At 55.9% G+C, this 15,126-nt stretch carries 11 protein-coding genes, 4 tRNA genes and 1 rRNA gene; all 16 read right to left on the minus strand.

Features of this window, described 5'->3' with window-relative positions; translation table 11 throughout:
- Nucleotides 1-120: 120 nt before the first annotated feature.
- The 16 genes from rpoC to rrf all read right to left on the minus strand — a co-directional run bounded on the left by rpoC (nucleotide 121) and on the right by rrf (nucleotide 15,110).
- Nucleotides 121-4,320 carry a DNA-directed RNA polymerase subunit beta' gene (gene rpoC / locus C4J93_RS24060; RefSeq protein WP_124364615.1) on the minus strand — a complete coding sequence of 1,400 codons (4,200 nt, stop codon included), beginning with the start codon at nucleotides 4,318-4,320 and terminating at the stop codon, nucleotides 121-123.
- 64 nt (nucleotides 4,321-4,384) lie between these two features.
- Nucleotides 4,385-8,458 (minus strand): DNA-directed RNA polymerase subunit beta, encoded by a 4,074-nt coding sequence (rpoB, locus tag C4J93_RS24065; protein WP_057724824.1) that lies wholly within the window; start codon nucleotides 8,456-8,458, stop codon nucleotides 4,385-4,387.
- Nucleotides 8,459-8,677: 219 nt separating this feature from the next.
- Nucleotides 8,678-9,043 (minus strand): 50S ribosomal protein L7/L12, encoded by a 366-nt coding sequence (gene rplL / locus C4J93_RS24070; protein ID WP_003176432.1) that lies wholly within the window; start codon nucleotides 9,041-9,043, stop codon nucleotides 8,678-8,680.
- A gap of 78 nt (nucleotides 9,044-9,121) precedes the next feature.
- Nucleotides 9,122-9,622: a 50S ribosomal protein L10 gene (gene rplJ / locus C4J93_RS24075; RefSeq protein WP_003232405.1), complete on the minus strand. Its 501-nt coding sequence runs from the start codon at nucleotides 9,620-9,622 to the stop codon at nucleotides 9,122-9,124.
- Between the two features lie 199 nt (nucleotides 9,623-9,821).
- Nucleotides 9,822-10,517 (minus strand): 50S ribosomal protein L1, encoded by a 696-nt coding sequence (rplA, locus tag C4J93_RS24080; protein ID WP_003232403.1) that lies wholly within the window; start codon nucleotides 10,515-10,517, stop codon nucleotides 9,822-9,824.
- A complete protein-coding gene (rplK, locus tag C4J93_RS24085) occupies nucleotides 10,517-10,948 on the minus strand; it encodes a 50S ribosomal protein L11 (protein ID WP_003176435.1) in 432 nt (143 codons plus the stop codon). The genes rplA and rplK overlap by 1 nt, the downstream gene beginning before the upstream one ends.
- Nucleotides 10,949-11,064: 116 nt before the next feature.
- Complete coding sequence (nusG, locus tag C4J93_RS24090) at nucleotides 11,065-11,598, minus strand: transcription termination/antitermination protein NusG (RefSeq protein ID WP_003176436.1); 534 nt, start codon at nucleotides 11,596-11,598, stop codon at nucleotides 11,065-11,067.
- Between the two features lie 9 nt (nucleotides 11,599-11,607).
- Nucleotides 11,608-11,976 (minus strand): preprotein translocase subunit SecE, encoded by a 369-nt coding sequence (gene secE, locus C4J93_RS24095; RefSeq protein WP_124430604.1) that lies wholly within the window; start codon nucleotides 11,974-11,976, stop codon nucleotides 11,608-11,610.
- A 45-nt stretch (nucleotides 11,977-12,021) separates the two neighbouring features.
- Nucleotides 12,022-12,097 (minus strand) — tRNA-Trp (locus C4J93_RS24100).
- A gap of 163 nt (nucleotides 12,098-12,260) precedes the next feature.
- A tRNA-Thr gene (locus C4J93_RS24105) sits at nucleotides 12,261-12,336 on the minus strand.
- 26 nt (nucleotides 12,337-12,362) lie between these two features.
- Nucleotides 12,363-12,436 (minus strand) — tRNA-Gly (locus C4J93_RS24110).
- A gap of 23 nt (nucleotides 12,437-12,459) precedes the next feature.
- Nucleotides 12,460-12,544 (minus strand) — tRNA-Tyr (locus C4J93_RS24115).
- 141 nt (nucleotides 12,545-12,685) lie between these two features.
- Nucleotides 12,686-13,132: a hypothetical protein gene (locus C4J93_RS24120; protein WP_124430605.1), complete on the minus strand. Its 447-nt coding sequence runs from the start codon at nucleotides 13,130-13,132 to the stop codon at nucleotides 12,686-12,688.
- A 7-nt stretch (nucleotides 13,133-13,139) separates the two neighbouring features.
- The gene (locus tag C4J93_RS24125; RefSeq protein ID WP_124430606.1) at nucleotides 13,140-13,889 is read right to left on the minus strand and encodes a pantothenate kinase; all 750 of its coding nucleotides are present in this window, start codon (nucleotides 13,887-13,889) and stop codon (nucleotides 13,140-13,142) included.
- On the minus strand, nucleotides 13,879-14,835 hold the full coding sequence (gene birA, locus C4J93_RS24130; protein ID WP_124430607.1) for a bifunctional biotin--[acetyl-CoA-carboxylase] ligase/biotin operon repressor BirA: 957 nt from the start codon (nucleotides 14,833-14,835) through the stop codon (nucleotides 13,879-13,881). Before birA ends, C4J93_RS24125 begins: the two co-directional genes overlap by 11 nt.
- A gap of 159 nt (nucleotides 14,836-14,994) precedes the next feature.
- Nucleotides 14,995-15,110 (minus strand): 5S ribosomal RNA (gene rrf, locus C4J93_RS24135).
- Nucleotides 15,111-15,126 lie beyond the last annotated feature (16 nt).

Genomic DNA, 15,126 nt, shown 5'->3' on the forward strand with positions numbered 1-15,126 from the left:
AAAGAGGATCTTGCCCCCAGTCAAGGCAAGGCCCCGACCTCCCCGCCCGTCGAACCGGGGCAAAAATGCCTCGATCCGACGAATGGGGCGGCCAGGGCCCGGACTTATTTATCGCAGAACTCAGTTACCGCTTGAGTTCAGCGCTTCGGTCAGTGCAGCTTCCACTTCACTGGCGCTTACGCGCAACGGCTTGTCAGCGTCACGGCGGCGCTTGCGCTCGCTGTGGTAAGCCAAACCGGTACCAGCCGGGATCAGACGACCCACGACCACGTTTTCTTTCAGGCCGCGCAGGTAATCGCGCTTGCCGGTTACCGCTGCTTCGGTCAGTACGCGAGTGGTCTCCTGGAAGGAGGCCGCTGAGATGAACGACTCAGTGGACAACGACGCCTTGGTGATACCCAGCAGCACGCGAGTGAACTTGGAAACGAATTTCTCGTCGCCAGCCAGACGCTCGTTCTCTACGAGTACGTGAGTCAATTCCATCTGGTCGCCCTTGATGAAACTGGAATCGCCGGATTCAGCGATTTCAACTTTACGCAACATCTGACGCAGGATGGTCTCGATGTGCTTATCGTTGATCTTCACGCCTTGCAGACGATAAACGTCCTGGATCTCGTTAACGATGTACTTGGCCAGCGCACTCACACCCAGCAGACGCAGGATATCGTGTGGGTCGCTCGGGCCGTCGGAGATAACTTCGCCGCGGTTTACCTGTTCGCCTTCGAAGACGTTCAGGTGACGCCACTTCGGAATCAGCTCTTCGTACGGATCGCTACCGTCGTTCGGGGTAATGACCAGACGACGCTTGCCCTTGGTCTCTTTACCGAACGCGATGGTGCCGCTGACTTCAGCCAGAATCGACGCTTCTTTCGGACGACGAGCTTCGAACAAGTCGGCAACACGCGGCAGACCACCGGTGATGTCTCGAGTCTTCGAAGTTTCTTGCGGGATACGCGCGATAACATCACCGATCGCGATCTTCGCACCATCCGCTACACCGACCAGGGCGTTGGCTGGCAGGAAGTACTGAGCGATTACGTCAGTGCCTGGCAGCAACAAGTCCTTGCCGTTGTCATCGACCATCTTCACGGCAGGACGGATGTCTTTACCGGCAGCTGGACGATCTTTCGCGTCGAGTACTTCAATGTTGGTCATACCGGTCAATTCGTCAGTCTGACGCTTGATCGTGATGCCTTCTTCCATGCCCACGTAGGTCACGGTACCTTTCATTTCGGTAACGATTGGGTGAGTGTGCGGATCCCACTTGGCCACGATTGCGCCAGCGTCGACCTTGTCACCTTCTTTAACCGAAATCACAGCACCGTACGGCAGCTTGTAACGCTCACGCTCACGACCGTAGTCATCAGCGATCGCCAGCTCACCGGAACGGGACACAGCAACCAGGTGGCCATCCACTCGCTCAACGTGTTTCAGGTTGTGCAGACGGACAGTACCGCCATTCTTCACCTGAACGCTGTCGGCTGCGGAGGTCCGGCTTGCCGCACCACCGATGTGGAACGTACGCATGGTCAGCTGGGTACCCGGCTCACCGATGGACTGGGCAGCGATAACGCCGACCGCTTCACCGATGTTCACCTGGTGACCACGAGCCAGGTCACGGCCGTAGCACTTGGCGCAGATGCCATAGCGGGTTTCACAGCTGATCGGCGAACGAACGATCACTTCGTCGATGCTGTTGAGTTCGATGAACTCGACCCACTTCTCGTCTACCAGAGTGCCGGCAGGAACGATAACTTCCTCGGTACCCGGCTTGAAGACGTCACGGGCAATAACACGACCCAATACGCGCTCACCCAGCGGCTCTACAACGTCACCGCCTTCAATGTGCGGAGTCATCACCAGGCCATGCTCGGTGCCGCAATCGATCTCGGTTACAACCAGATCCTGGGCAACGTCTACCAGACGACGTGTCAGGTAACCGGAGTTAGCGGTTTTCAACGCGGTATCCGCCAGACCTTTACGAGCACCGTGAGTGGAGATGAAGTACTGGAGTACGCTCAACCCTTCACGGAAGTTCGCTGTAATCGGCGTTTCGATGATGGAACCGTCCGGCTTGGCCATCAGGCCACGCATACCGGCGAGCTGACGGATCTGCGCAGCAGAACCCCGTGCGCCCGAGTCGGCCATCATGTACATCGAGTTGAAGGATTCCTGGTCAACTTCGTCGCCGTGACGGTCGATGACTTTCTCTTTCGAGAGGTTGGCCATCATCGCCTTGGAAACTTCGTCGTTGGCCTTGGACCAAAGGTCGATCACCTTGTTGTACTTCTCGCCCTGGGTTACCAGGCCGGAGGCGTACTGGCTCTCGATCTCTTTCACTTCATCGGTTGCAGCCGCGATGATGCGAGCTTTTTCATCAGGGATAACAAAGTCGTTAACACCGATGGAAACGCCGGAAATGGTCGAATAAGCAAAACCGGTGTACATCAACTGGTCAGCGAAGATCACGGTCTCTTTCAAACCAACCACGCGGTAGCACTGGTTGATCAGCCTGGAGATCGCCTTTTTCTTCATTGGCAGGTTGACGACGTCGTACGACAAACCTTTCGGTACAACCTGATACAACAGCGCACGGCCGACAGTCGTGTCGACGATACGAACATTGCTCACGCTGCCGCCGTCACGGTCGTTGACGGTTTCGTGAATCCGCACTTTGACCTTGGCGTGCAGTGCGGCTTCGCCGGCACGGAACACACGGTCAACTTCCTGCAGGTCAGCGAACACACGACCTTCACCCTTGGCGTTGATCGCTTCACGGGTCATGTAGTACAGACCCAATACAACGTCCTGCGACGGAACGATGATTGGCTCACCGTTGGCTGGCGACAGGATGTTGTTGGTCGACATCATCAACGCACGCGCTTCCAACTGGGCTTCCAGTGTCAGCGGAACGTGCACGGCCATTTGGTCGCCGTCGAAGTCGGCGTTGTACGCAGCACAGACCAGAGGGTGCAGCTGGATAGCCTTGCCTTCGATCAGTACCGGTTCAAACGCCTGGATACCCAGACGGTGAAGGGTCGGTGCACGGTTGAGGAGAACCGGGTGTTCGCGAATCACTTCAGCGAGAACGTCCCAAACCTCTGGCAGCTCGCGCTCGACCATTTTCTTGGCCGCTTTGATGGTGGTCGCAAGACCGCGCATTTCCAGCTTGCCGAAGATGAACGGTTTGAACAGCTCGAGCGCCATCTTCTTAGGCAGACCGCACTGGTGCAGACGCAGGGTCGGGCCTACGGTAATTACCGAACGACCGGAGTAGTCAACACGCTTACCGAGCAAGTTCTGACGGAAACGACCTTGCTTACCCTTGATCATGTCAGCCAGGGATTTCAGAGGACGCTTGTTGGAACCCGTGATAGCGCGGCCACGACGACCGTTGTCGAGCAAGGCGTCGACCGCTTCTTGCAACATACGCTTTTCGTTGCGCACGATGATGTCCGGAGCGGACAGATCGAGCAGGCGCTTCAAGCGGTTGTTACGGTTGATCACGCGGCGGTACAGGTCGTTGAGGTCGGACGTCGCGAAACGACCACCGTCCAACGGTACCAGCGGACGCAGATCTGGCGGCAGTACCGGCAGAACGGTCAGCACCATCCACTCTGGCAAGTTGCCGGAACCCTGGAAGGCTTCCATCAACTTCAGACGCTTGGACAGTTTCTTGATCTTGGTTTCGGAGTTGGTTTGCGGAATTTCTTCGCGCAGACGGCCAATCTCGTGTTCCAGGTCGATAGCGTGCAGCAGTTCGCGGACAGCTTCGGCACCCATGCGGGCATCGAAATCATCACCGAACTCTTCCAGCGCTTCGAAGTACTGCTCGTCGTTCAGCAGCTGACCTTTTTCAAGGGTGGTCATGCCTGGGTCGATAACGACATAGCTCTCGAAGTAGAGAACGCGTTCGATATCACGCAGGGTCATGTCCATCAGCAAGCCGATACGGGACGGCAGCGATTTCAGGAACCAGATGTGGGCAACCGGCGAAGCCAGTTCGATGTGCGCCATGCGCTCACGACGAACCTTGGCCAGCGCAACTTCAACGCCGCACTTCTCGCAGATCACACCACGGTGCTTCAAGCGCTTGTACTTACCGCACAGGCACTCGTAATCCTTTACCGGGCCAAAGATCTTGGCGCAGAACAGGCCGTCACGCTCAGGTTTGAACGTACGGTAGTTGATGGTTTCCGGCTTTTTAACTTCACCGAACGACCACGAACGGATCATCTCAGGCGATGCCAGTCCAATACGGATGGCGTCGAACTCTTCGACTTGACCCTGGTTTTTCAGCAAATTCAGTAGGTCTTTCAAGGCCTTTCCTCCTGGCGGAGCAGAGAGCGGGCATCACTGCCCCGCTCTCGATTCGCGTCACGTGTTATTCGGTTTCCAGATCGATATCGATGCCGAGGGAACGAATTTCTTTGATCAACACGTTGAAAGACTCGGGCATGCCCGGCTCCATACGGTGATCGCCGTCCACGATGTTTTTGTACATCTTGGTACGACCGTTCACATCGTCCGACTTCACTGTGAGCATTTCTTGCAGAGTGTATGCAGCACCGTATGCTTCCAGTGCCCAGACCTCCATCTCCCCGAAACGCTGACCACCGAACTGAGCCTTACCACCCAGCGGCTGCTGGGTAACCAGACTGTACGAACCGGTAGAACGAGCGTGCATCTTGTCGTCTACCAAGTGGTTCAGCTTCAGCATGTACATGTAGCCAACAGTAACCGGGCGCTCGAACTTGTTGCCGGTACGGCCGTCGAACAGCTGCATCTGGCCGCTTTCCGGCAGGTCTGCCAGTTTCAGCATGGCCTTGATTTCGCTTTCCTTGGCACCGTCGAACACCGGGGTAGCCATTGGAACGCCGCCGCGCAGGTTCTTCGCCAGATCCAGGATTTCCTGGTCGGTGAAGGTGTCCAGTTCTTCGTTGCGACCGCCGATCTCGTTGTAGATCTCGTGCAGGAACTTGCGCAGGTCTGCGACCTTGCGCTGCTCTTCGATCATACGGTTGATCTTCTCGCCCAGACCTTTGGCCGCAAGGCCCAGGTGGGTTTCGAGGATCTGACCAACGTTCATACGCGAAGGTACGCCCAATGGGTTGAGGACGACGTCGACCGGGGTGCCATTGGCATCGTGCGGCATGTCTTCAACCGGCATGATCACGGAGACCACACCCTTGTTACCGTGACGACCGGCCATCTTGTCGCCCGGCTGGATGCGACGACGGATTGCCAGGTAAACCTTGACGATTTTCAGCACGCCTGGAGCCAGGTCGTCGCCCTGCTGCAGTTTGCGCTTCTTGTCTTCGAACTTGTCGTCCAGCAGACGGCGGCGATCAACGATGTAGGCCTGAGCCTTCTCGAGCTGCTCGTTCAGAGCATCTTCAGCCATGCGCAGTTTGAACCACTGGCCGTGCTCAAGACCGTCGAGGATTTCGTCGGTGATGTCCTGACCTTTCTTCAGACCTGCGCCGCCTTCAGCCTTGTGGCCTACCAGAGCGGAGCGCAGACGTTCGAAGGTCGCGCCTTCAACGATACGGAACTCTTCGTTGAGGTCCTTGCGGATCTCGTCGAGTTGAGTCTTCTCGATGGACAGTGCACGAGCATCACGCTCAACACCGTCACGGGTGAAGACCTGTACGTCGATGACAGTACCCTTGGTACCGGTAGGTACACGCAGGGAAGTGTCTTTAACGTCGCTGGCTTTTTCACCGAAGATGGCACGCAGCAGCTTCTCTTCCGGAGTCAGCTGGGTCTCGCCTTTCGGGGTGACCTTACCGACCAGGATGTCGCCAGCGCCAACTTCAGCACCTACATAAACGATACCGGCTTCGTCCAGCTTGTTCAGTGCAGCTTCACCCACGTTCGGGATGTCTGCAGTGATTTCCTCTGGCCCAAGCTTGGTGTCACGCGCCACACAGGTCAGTTCCTGGATGTGGATCGTGGTAAAGCGATCTTCTTGAACAACTCGTTCCGACAGGCAGATGGAGTCTTCGAAGTTGTAACCGTTCCAGGCCATGAACGCGATGCGCATGTTCTGACCCAGTGCCAGCTCACCCATGTCGGTGGACGGGCCGTCGGCCATGATGTCGCTACGCTGAACGCGATCACCCTTACGCACCAGCGGACGCTGGTTGATGCAGGTGTTCTGGTTCGAACGGGTGTATTTGGTCAGGTTGTAGATGTCGACACCGGCTTCACCGGTTTCAACTTCGTCATCTGCAACACGAACCACGATACGGCTGGCATCAACGGAGTCGATCACGCCGCCACGACGAGCCACGACGCAAACGCCGGAGTCACGGGCTACGTTACGCTCCATGCCGGTACCTACCAGCGGCTTGTCGGCGCGCAGGGTCGGTACAGCTTGACGCTGCATGTTGGAACCCATCAACGCACGGTTGGCGTCATCGTGCTCCAGGAACGGGATCAGCGACGCTGCAACCGAAACTACCTGCTTGGGCGATACGTCCATCAAGGTGACGTCTTCCGGCGCCTTGACGGTGAACTCGTTCAAGTGACGAACGGCTACCAGCTCGTCGATCAGGACTTTCTTGTCGTTCATCGTGGCCGAAGCCTGAGCGATCACGTGATCAGCTTCTTCGATGGCGGACAGGAACACGATCTCGTCAGTGACCAGACCCTCTTTCACCACACGGTACGGGCTCTCAAGGAAGCCGTACTGGTTGGTGCGCGCATAAGCGGCCAGGGAGTTGATCAGACCGATGTTCGGACCTTCCGGCGTTTCGATCGGGCATACACGACCGTAATGCGTCGGGTGTACGTCACGGACTTCAAAGCCAGCGCGCTCACGGGTCAGACCGCCCGGGCCCAGTGCGGAGACACGGCGCTTGTGGGTGATCTCGGAGAGCGGGTTGTTCTGGTCCATGAACTGCGAGAGCTGGCTGGAGCCGAAGAACTCTTTCACCGCTGCAGCCACTGGCTTGGCGTTGATCAGGTCTTGCGGCATCAGGCCTTCGCTTTCAGCCATCGACAGGCGCTCTTTGACCGCACGCTCAACACGTACCAGGCCAACGCGGAACTGGTTCTCGGCCATTTCGCCTACGCAGCGAACACGACGGTTACCCAGGTGGTCGATGTCATCGACAATGCCTTTGCCGTTACGGATGTCGACCAGCGTCTTCAGTACCGCGACGATGTCTTCCTTGCACAGCACGCCCGAACCTTCGATTTCGGTACGACCGATACGACGGTTGAACTTCATCCGGCCGACCGCAGACAGGTCATAGCGCTCAGGGCTGAAGAACAGGTTGTTGAACAGGGTCTCGGCAGCGTCTTTGGTTGGCGGCTCACCAGGACGCATCATGCGATAGATCTCGACCAGCGCTTCCAATTGGTTGCTGGTGGAGTCGATCTTAAGCGTGTCGGAGATGAACGGACCGCAGTCGATGTCGTTGGTGTACAGGGTCTCGATGCGAACGACTTGGGCCTTGGCAATTTTGGCCAGGATCTCGGTGTTCAGCTCGGTGTTGCACTCAGCCAGGATTTCGCCTGTAGCCGGGTGAACGATGACCTTGGCGGTAGTGCGGCCCAGGACGTAGTCCAGCGGCACTTCCAACTCTTTGAGGCCGGCTTTTTCGATCTGGTTGATGTGGCGCGCGGTAATACGACGGCCAGCTTCAACAATGACCTTGCCTTTTTCATCCTGGATGTCCAGAACGGCAATTTCACCACGCAGACGCGAAGCGATCAGCTCCAGCTTGAGGGTTTCATCCTTCAGGCTGAATACGTTGGTGGTGTAGAAGGCGTCCAGCACTTGCTCAGTGGTATAACCGAGCGCGCGCAGCAGTACCGAGGCCGGCAGCTTGCGACGACGGTCGATACGCACGAACACGCAGTCTTTCGGGTCGAACTCGAAGTCCAACCACGAACCGCGGTACGGAATGATCCGCGCGGAGTACAGGAGCTTACCGGAGCTGTGCGTCTTGCCGCGGTCGTGGTCGAAGAACACGCCCGGGGAACGGTGCAGCTGGGAAACGATTACGCGCTCGGTACCGTTGATAACGAAGGTACCGTTTTCAGTCATCAGTGGGATTTCGCCCATGTAGACTTCTTGCTCTTTGATGTCCTTGATCGCTTTGTTCGACGATTCTTTGTCGAAAATGATCAGACGGACTTTTACCCGCAAAGGTACGGCGTACGTAACACCGCGCAACACGCATTCTTTGACATCAAATGCCGGTTCGCCCAGGCGATAACCGACGTACTCCAGCGCAGCATTGCCGGAGTAGCTGATGATCGGGAAAACGGATTTGAAGGCCGCATGCAGGCCCACGTCGCGGAACTGATCTTTGGTCGCTCCCGCCTGCAAGAATTCACGATACGAATCCAGCTGGATAGCCAGAAGGTACGGGACATCCATGACGTCCGGCAACTTGCTAAAGTCCTTGCGGATACGTTTTTTCTCAGTATATGAGTAAGCCATCAGCGTTCCCCAGCTTGGTCACCTGCTTGTTTGGCCCTCCCGACGGGAGCAGCCAGAAAATCTTGCAAACCCCATGGTTTGCACCACCGCATCGGGTGGCTACAGCGCGTTAATGGCGGCGACCGAGTCGTCAGCCAAGAACGGAAAAAGGCCGGTGGCAAGAGCCACCAGCCATCAGCCTTCAGCTTAAAGCGTGGGCTGGAGACGCAAGGTCGATGCTTACTTCAGCTCGACTTTAGCGCCTGCTTCTTCCAGAGTAGCTTTGGCTTTGTCAGCAGCGTCTTTCGACACAGCTTCCAGAACCTGGGCAGGAGCGCCGTCAACTACAGCCTTGGCTTCTTTCAGGCCCAGACCGGTCAGTTCACGTACTGCCTTGATCACGTTTACTTTCTTCTCGCCAGCTTCCAGCAGCATGACGTTGAATTCGGTTTGCTCTTCAGCAGCGACAGCAGCAACAGCTGGACCAGCGGAAGCAGCGGCAGCAGAAACGCCGAATTTTTCTTCGAAAGCTTTGATCAGCTCAACAACCTGCAGAACCGACATTTCAGCTACGGCGTTGAGGATATCGTCTTGGGAGATAGACATTGCTGTATTTCCTGAATTGGGGGACGGCCTACGCGGCCATCGAAATAAACAAAAATACGCGAGAGAAGTTGCTCAGCCTTAGGCTGCGGCAGCTTCTTTTTGCTCGCGAACTGCAGCCAGAGTACGAGCCAGCTTGCTGGTAGCGCCTTGAATCACGCTCATCAGCTGCGAAATGGCTTCGTCGCGGGTCGGCAGTGTTGCCAGTACGTCGATTTGGTTAGCTGCGAGGAACTTGCCCTCGAACGCAGCTGCCTTGATCTCGAACTTGTCCTGACTCTTGGCGAATTCCTTGAACAAACGGGCAGCAGCGCCTGGATGATCTTTGGAGAACGCGATCAGAGTCGGGCCGGTGAACACGTCGTTGAGCACACTGTATTCAGTGTCAGCAACGGCGCGCTTGAGCAAGGTGTTACGTACAACACGTACGTACACGCCAGCTTCACGAGCCTCTTTACGGAGTCCGGTCATAGCGCCTACTGTCACACCACGGGCATCAGCCACGACAGCGGACAGAGCAGCTTTGGCAGCCTCGTTGACTTCAGCGACGATGGCCTTCTTGTCTTCGAGATTAATTGCCACGGGTTTAACTCCTGCTTGTTACCGTTTCATCCGGCCTAGGCCTGATGTCGTTTTGGTGTCTGATTCGGTAAGGAACCGGGAGCACCATCTGCGTAGGCTTGTTGGTTTAAGACTTGCGTCGCCTACGGTCTTGGATAGCCCCCGCCAGGCAGGGACCCCAATCTTTCAATTGGCGCAATCACTTGCGCCAACCTGTGTCTTATACGTCCAGCGAGCCTTGGTCGATGACCAGACCTGGGCCCATAGTGGTGCTCAGGGTAACGCGCTTGACGTAGATACCTTTCGAGGAAGCAGGCTTGATACGCTTCAGATCAGCGATCAGGGCTTCAACGTTTTCCTTCAGCTTGACGGCATCGAAGCCGACTTTGCCAACGGAGGTGTGAATGATGCCGTTTTTGTCGGTGCGATAACGAACCTGACCAGCCTTGGCGTTTTTAACCGCGGTAGCTACGTCTGGCGTTACGGTGCCGACTTTAGGGTTAGGCATCAGGCCGCGTGGACCCAGGATCTGACCCAACTGACCTACAACGCGCATTGCATCCGGGGAGGCAATAACGACGTCATAGTTCAGGTCGCCGCCTTTCATTTCGGCAGCCAGGTCGTCCATGCCAACGCGATCGGCGCCGGCGGCCAGAGCAGCTTCAGCGGCCGGGCCTTGGGTGAAGACAGCAACACGTACGGTCTTGCCAGTACCGTGTGGCAGCACAGTAGCGCTACGAACGACCTGGTCGGATTTACGTGGGTCAACACCCAGGTTCACAGCAACGTCAACGGACTCGCTGAACTTGACAGTCGACAGCTCGGTCAGCAGAGCAGCAGCGTCTACAAAATTGTAGGCCTTGCCCGCTTCGATTTTGCCAGCGATAGCCTTTTGGCGCTTGGTCAGCTTAGCCATTACACACCCTCCACGTTAAGGCCCATGCTACGAGCAGAACCGGCGATGGTACGCACGGCTGCATCCATATCAGCTGCAGTCAGATCCGCGTTTTTGGTTTTCGCGATTTCTTCCAGCTGAGCACGAGTTACGGTGCCAACCTTAACGGTGTTCGGACGAGCGGAACCGCTAGTCAGACCGGCAGCTTTCTTCAGAAGAACCGAAGCCGGAGTCGACTTGGTTTCGAAAGTGAAGCTACGGTCGCTGTATACAGTGATGATCACTGGAGTCGGCAGACCTGGCTCAAGACCCTGAGTACGGGCGTTGAAAGCCTTGCAGAATTCCATGATGTTCACGCCGTGCTGACCCAGAGCTGGACCGACGGGTGGGCTAGGGTTGGCCTGAGCGGCCTTCACTTGCAGCTTGATGTAAGCGGTAATCTTCTTGGCCATGAGGCACTCCAATTACGGGTTCGAACGCCTCGAAAGGCTCCCCGGTTACTTGCGCGTTTATCCCAGTGACGACAAAACCCCACAGCCTAGGCTGCGGGGTTGGGATGCTTGCTCAGCTAGACCTTCTCGACCTGACTGAACTCCAACTCTACCGGAGTAGAGCGACCGAAAATGAGCACTGCCACTTGGATCCGGCTCTTTTCGTAGTTAACTTCTTCGACAGTGCCGTTGAAATCAGCGAACGGACCGTCTGTAACACGAACAACCTCACCTGGCTCGAACAACGTCTTCGGCTTAGGCTTGTCGCTACCGTCAGCAACGCGACGCAGAATTGCTTCCGCCTCTTTGTCAGTGATCGGCGCAGGCTTATCAGCGGTACCGCCAATGAAACCCATGACACGAGGAGTGTCCTTGACCAAGTGCCAAGTACCTTCGTTCATGTCCATCTGTACCAGCACGTAGCCAGGGAAGAACTTGCGCTCACTCTTGCGCTTCTGACCATTCCGCATTTCAACCACTTCTTCAGTGGGAACCAGAATTTCGCCGAAGCCATCTTCCATGCCTGCCAGCTTTACGCGCTCCAGCAAAGAGCGCATAACATGCTTCTCGTAACCCGAGTAAGCATGCACAACGTACCAACGCTTAGCCACGGGACACCCTTAGCCAACAATCAAGGAAACAAGCCAGCCGAGCAGGGAATCAAGCCCCCACAACAGCAACGCCATAACCAGAACGACAGCCACGACAATCAATGTGGTCTGTGTGGTTTCTTGGCGAGTCGGCCAAACGACTTTACGAATTTCGGTGCGAGCTTCCTTTACCAGGACCGCGAAAGACTTGCCTTTAGCGGTCTGCAGACCTACAAAGGCAGCTACAGCAGCAAGGGCAAGCAAAGCGAGAACGCGGTACAGGATCGGCAAAGCAGAATAGTACTGATTGCCAACAACGCCTACGACCACCAAGGCGACTACGGCGAGCCACTTGAACAGATCGAAACGAGAGCTTTGAGCTTCAGCCTTAGGAGTCATCTATGAAGATCCTGTGAAAAGAAAGCCAGACACACCACGTGAATCTGGCAGGTCAGGAGGGAATCGAACCCCCAACCTACGGTTTTGGAGACCGTCGCTCTGCCAATTGAGCTACTGACCTAAAACAAAATCAGGCCGACCATTATGCAGGCCCGAAAAAGACTTTACAACAACCAACCCCAACAGACTTGAAATCAACTGACAACCAACGCCAGAAACAACATGATACAAGCCGAGGCAGCCGTTAAAACAAAGGCAGATATTTTCATATCTGCCTTGTTATATGGAGCTCTTGAGCGGATTTGAACCGCTGACCTCACCCTTACCAAGGGTGTGCTCTACCAACTGAGCTACAAGAGCAAAACACCGTGCACAACCTGCAAACTTGGAGCGGGTAGCGGGAATCGAACCCGCATCATCAGCTTGGAAGGCTGAGGTTCTACCACTAAACTATACCCGCGGAGCTTGCAGCTCACGCTAAAATGGTGGAGGGGGAAGGATTCGAACCTTCGAAGTCGTAGACGTCAGATTTACAGTCTGATCCCTTTGGCCGCTCGGGAACCCCTCCTAAGCGAGCCGGCATTTTACATCACGCCGACCTTCTGTCAAGCATTTTCTCATTTAAATTATGAGGTTAGCTGCATTGACGTCGCTTCCCACCAAAGCCTCTGAAGGTCTTCACTGCGAAGCGGGCGCCATTCTATGCAAACTATTCGAGAGTTGCAATGCCTTCGCACAGCATTATTTTGTGTTTTAACTCATTGAATTCCTTAGTAAGGTTTTCAAAGGGCAGATCATCCGCCAAGCGCCTGCTTTCAGGGGCCACTCGAAGCCAGTAACCGCTGGCCTCAGGCATGTTCAGCAATTGCACCTTGACCTTTATATCCAGGCTGGTGAGGCGCTGCTCGACAGCTTGCGCCTGACGCTGATCGGTAAATCCTCCGATGTACAGACAGGAATTTTGCGTGTCGGGCGTTTTTGCACGGTCTCTTCGAGCCATCGTTTCGGAAGACTCGCTCAGCAATCGTATGTCCTGCTGGGAGCCACGATAAAGGCTCAGAGGGGTGACGTCCTTGGCGCGCAATGGCGCCTCTTGCTGATGCCATATGTAATAAAAGACGTTGAGGATCAGTAGAAGCAGGAACAGCCAACGCATAAACACCTCATAACAACGGACATGCCATCGCCAGACCAATAAATACCAGATCAGGAACAAGCCGCGCCTGCGGCACAGCGTCGAACACCAGGTCAGCATCTCCACCGGTCAGGAACACCGTGAAGTCATCTCCCCAATAACTTCTGGCAAGCTCGACCTGTGTCAACACAAACCCCCTTAGCATCAGTGTACAGCCACGCTCGACCGCCTCGGCGGTTGTACGTCCAGGCGTTAGACGTTCCAGAGCACGCTCAGCAGCAGCATCGTCGTAGCGTATCTTGCGGGTATGCGTGCGCAGCTGGTTGCGCATAAGAGGCAGACCTGGGCAAATGAAACCTCCCAAGTGTTCGCCATCGGCATCGATAAAATCGGCAGTCGCCGCAGTGCCAAAATCCAGCACCAGGCAAGCGCCTGACGCCAACTTGTACCCACCAAGGATCGCCAGCCAACGATCAAGGCCAAGCCGTTCGAAATCGTCATAGCCATTGCGAACGCCCGCCATCTGCGCAGCCGATGTCGCGCACGAAACAGTGATGCCAAAAGCCTGGACCAATGTCTCGACCAGCTTGTTTGTTTCCTCCAGCGCACGAACGCTCACCAGCCGGCAACGGGTGAGCGACATATCTGGCACCGCATTCAGGCTTTCAATCAATGCGAGATTCGAACCGACAACGCCCTCCGCCACGGCGGCCACCCTGTCGGCACCCAGCACTCGCCATTTGATAAAGCTATTCCCACAGTCGAGTTCAAGAATCATCACGCAACCTCAGGCTTAGCTCACCGCCGCTGTAAGTTTTCTCAACACCGTCAACGCTCAAGCGCAACGCACCTTGACGGTCAACACCGAGTACCACCCCATCAATACGACTCACACCGGCGATAAGCGATACCGCTCGCCCTTGCCATGCATGATTGCTCTCCCACTCCTCCTGGAGAGCTGAAAAGCCAGACTCCCTGTGCCGATCCAGGTAGCGCTGGAGCTGCAAGCTGACTCGGGCCACCAAGGCATTACGATCAGCAGCAGAACCCGTCTCAAGCTGTACCGACGTCCATTGCTGGTCAACCTCGGCCTTCTGCATATTCACGTTGATGCCGATGCCGACAACCACGTGACAGATGTCTGCCGGATCCCCCACCAACTCCAGCAATATTCCAGCAATCTTCTTCTGCCCGACCAGTACGTCGTTTGGCCATTTCAAGACTGCGCCCTGCACACCCGACTCTCGCAAAGCCTGGATGACCGCCAAACCCACCACAAGACTCAAGCCCTCCAATTGCCCGAGGCCATCCTCAATACGCAGCACGAGACTGTAATAGATGTTTTGGGCGAATGGACTGACCCACTTTCGGCCACGCCTGCCCCGGCCGGCTGTTTGCTGCTCAGCCAATACCAGAACCGGCGCGGCTTGCGCGGCACCCACCAAGCGCAACGCCTCAGCGTTGGTGGAATCAATCGAGTCATGAATGTGGATAGGCCACGGCAACGAAGGCACACTTCGCGTAATTTCTTCTGCATTCAAAAATACCAGCGGCGCTGCTAGCTGGTATCCCTTACCACGCACCTTATGAATAGGTAGATTCAATTCAGCCTCGAGAAGCTGGAGCTGCTTCCACACGGCACTGCGGCTAACGCCCAGGGCGGCACCCAACGCCTCCCCGGAATGGAATCGGCCATCTTTCAGAAGTTCTAACAGCGTAAGCATGCAAGTATCGCCTCACAATGAGGCACGCATAATAGCCATGCGAAGAGGCATTGCATAGAAAGGCCGCACATCCCCAGCCGGAGATATATACCCCTGGCACTTTTCGACCGCCCAAAACAAAACCCCATCTGCTTTCGCAAATGGGGTTTCGGAATTTAATCTTGACGATGACCTACTCTCACATGGGGAAACCCCACACTACCATCGGCGATGCATCGTTTCACTACTGAGTTCGGGATGGGATCAGGTGGTTCCAATGCTCTATGGTCGTCAAGAAATTCGGGTACTGAG

This window comes from Pseudomonas sp. R2-37-08W (assembly GCF_003851705.1).
Classification (GTDB): Bacteria; Pseudomonadota; Gammaproteobacteria; order Pseudomonadales; family Pseudomonadaceae; genus Aquipseudomonas.

What these genes read in the sequence shown, in the direction of transcription:
- rpoB (WP_057724824.1), bottom strand. Translation starts at nt 8,458, where the DNA reads ATGGCTTACTCATATACTGAGAAAAAACGTATCCGCAAGGACTTTAGC.
- rplL (WP_003176432.1), bottom strand. Translation starts at nt 9,043, where the DNA reads ATGTCTATCTCCCAAGACGATATCCTCAACGCCGTAGCTGAAATGTCG.
- rplA (WP_003232403.1), bottom strand. Translation starts at nt 10,517, where the DNA reads ATGGCTAAGCTGACCAAGCGCCAAAAGGCTATCGCTGGCAAAATCGAA.
- rplK (WP_003176435.1), bottom strand. Translation starts at nt 10,948, where the DNA reads ATGGCCAAGAAGATTACCGCTTACATCAAGCTGCAAGTGAAGGCCGCT.
- secE (WP_124430604.1), bottom strand. Translation starts at nt 11,976, where the DNA reads ATGACTCCTAAGGCTGAAGCTCAAAGCTCTCGTTTCGATCTGTTCAAG.
- C4J93_RS24120 (WP_124430605.1), bottom strand. Translation starts at nt 13,132, where the DNA reads ATGCGTTGGCTGTTCCTGCTTCTACTGATCCTCAACGTCTTTTATTAC.
- C4J93_RS24125 (WP_124430606.1), bottom strand. Translation starts at nt 13,889, where the DNA reads ATGATTCTTGAACTCGACTGTGGGAATAGCTTTATCAAATGGCGAGTG.
- birA (WP_124430607.1), bottom strand. Translation starts at nt 14,835, where the DNA reads ATGCTTACGCTGTTAGAACTTCTGAAAGATGGCCGATTCCATTCCGGG.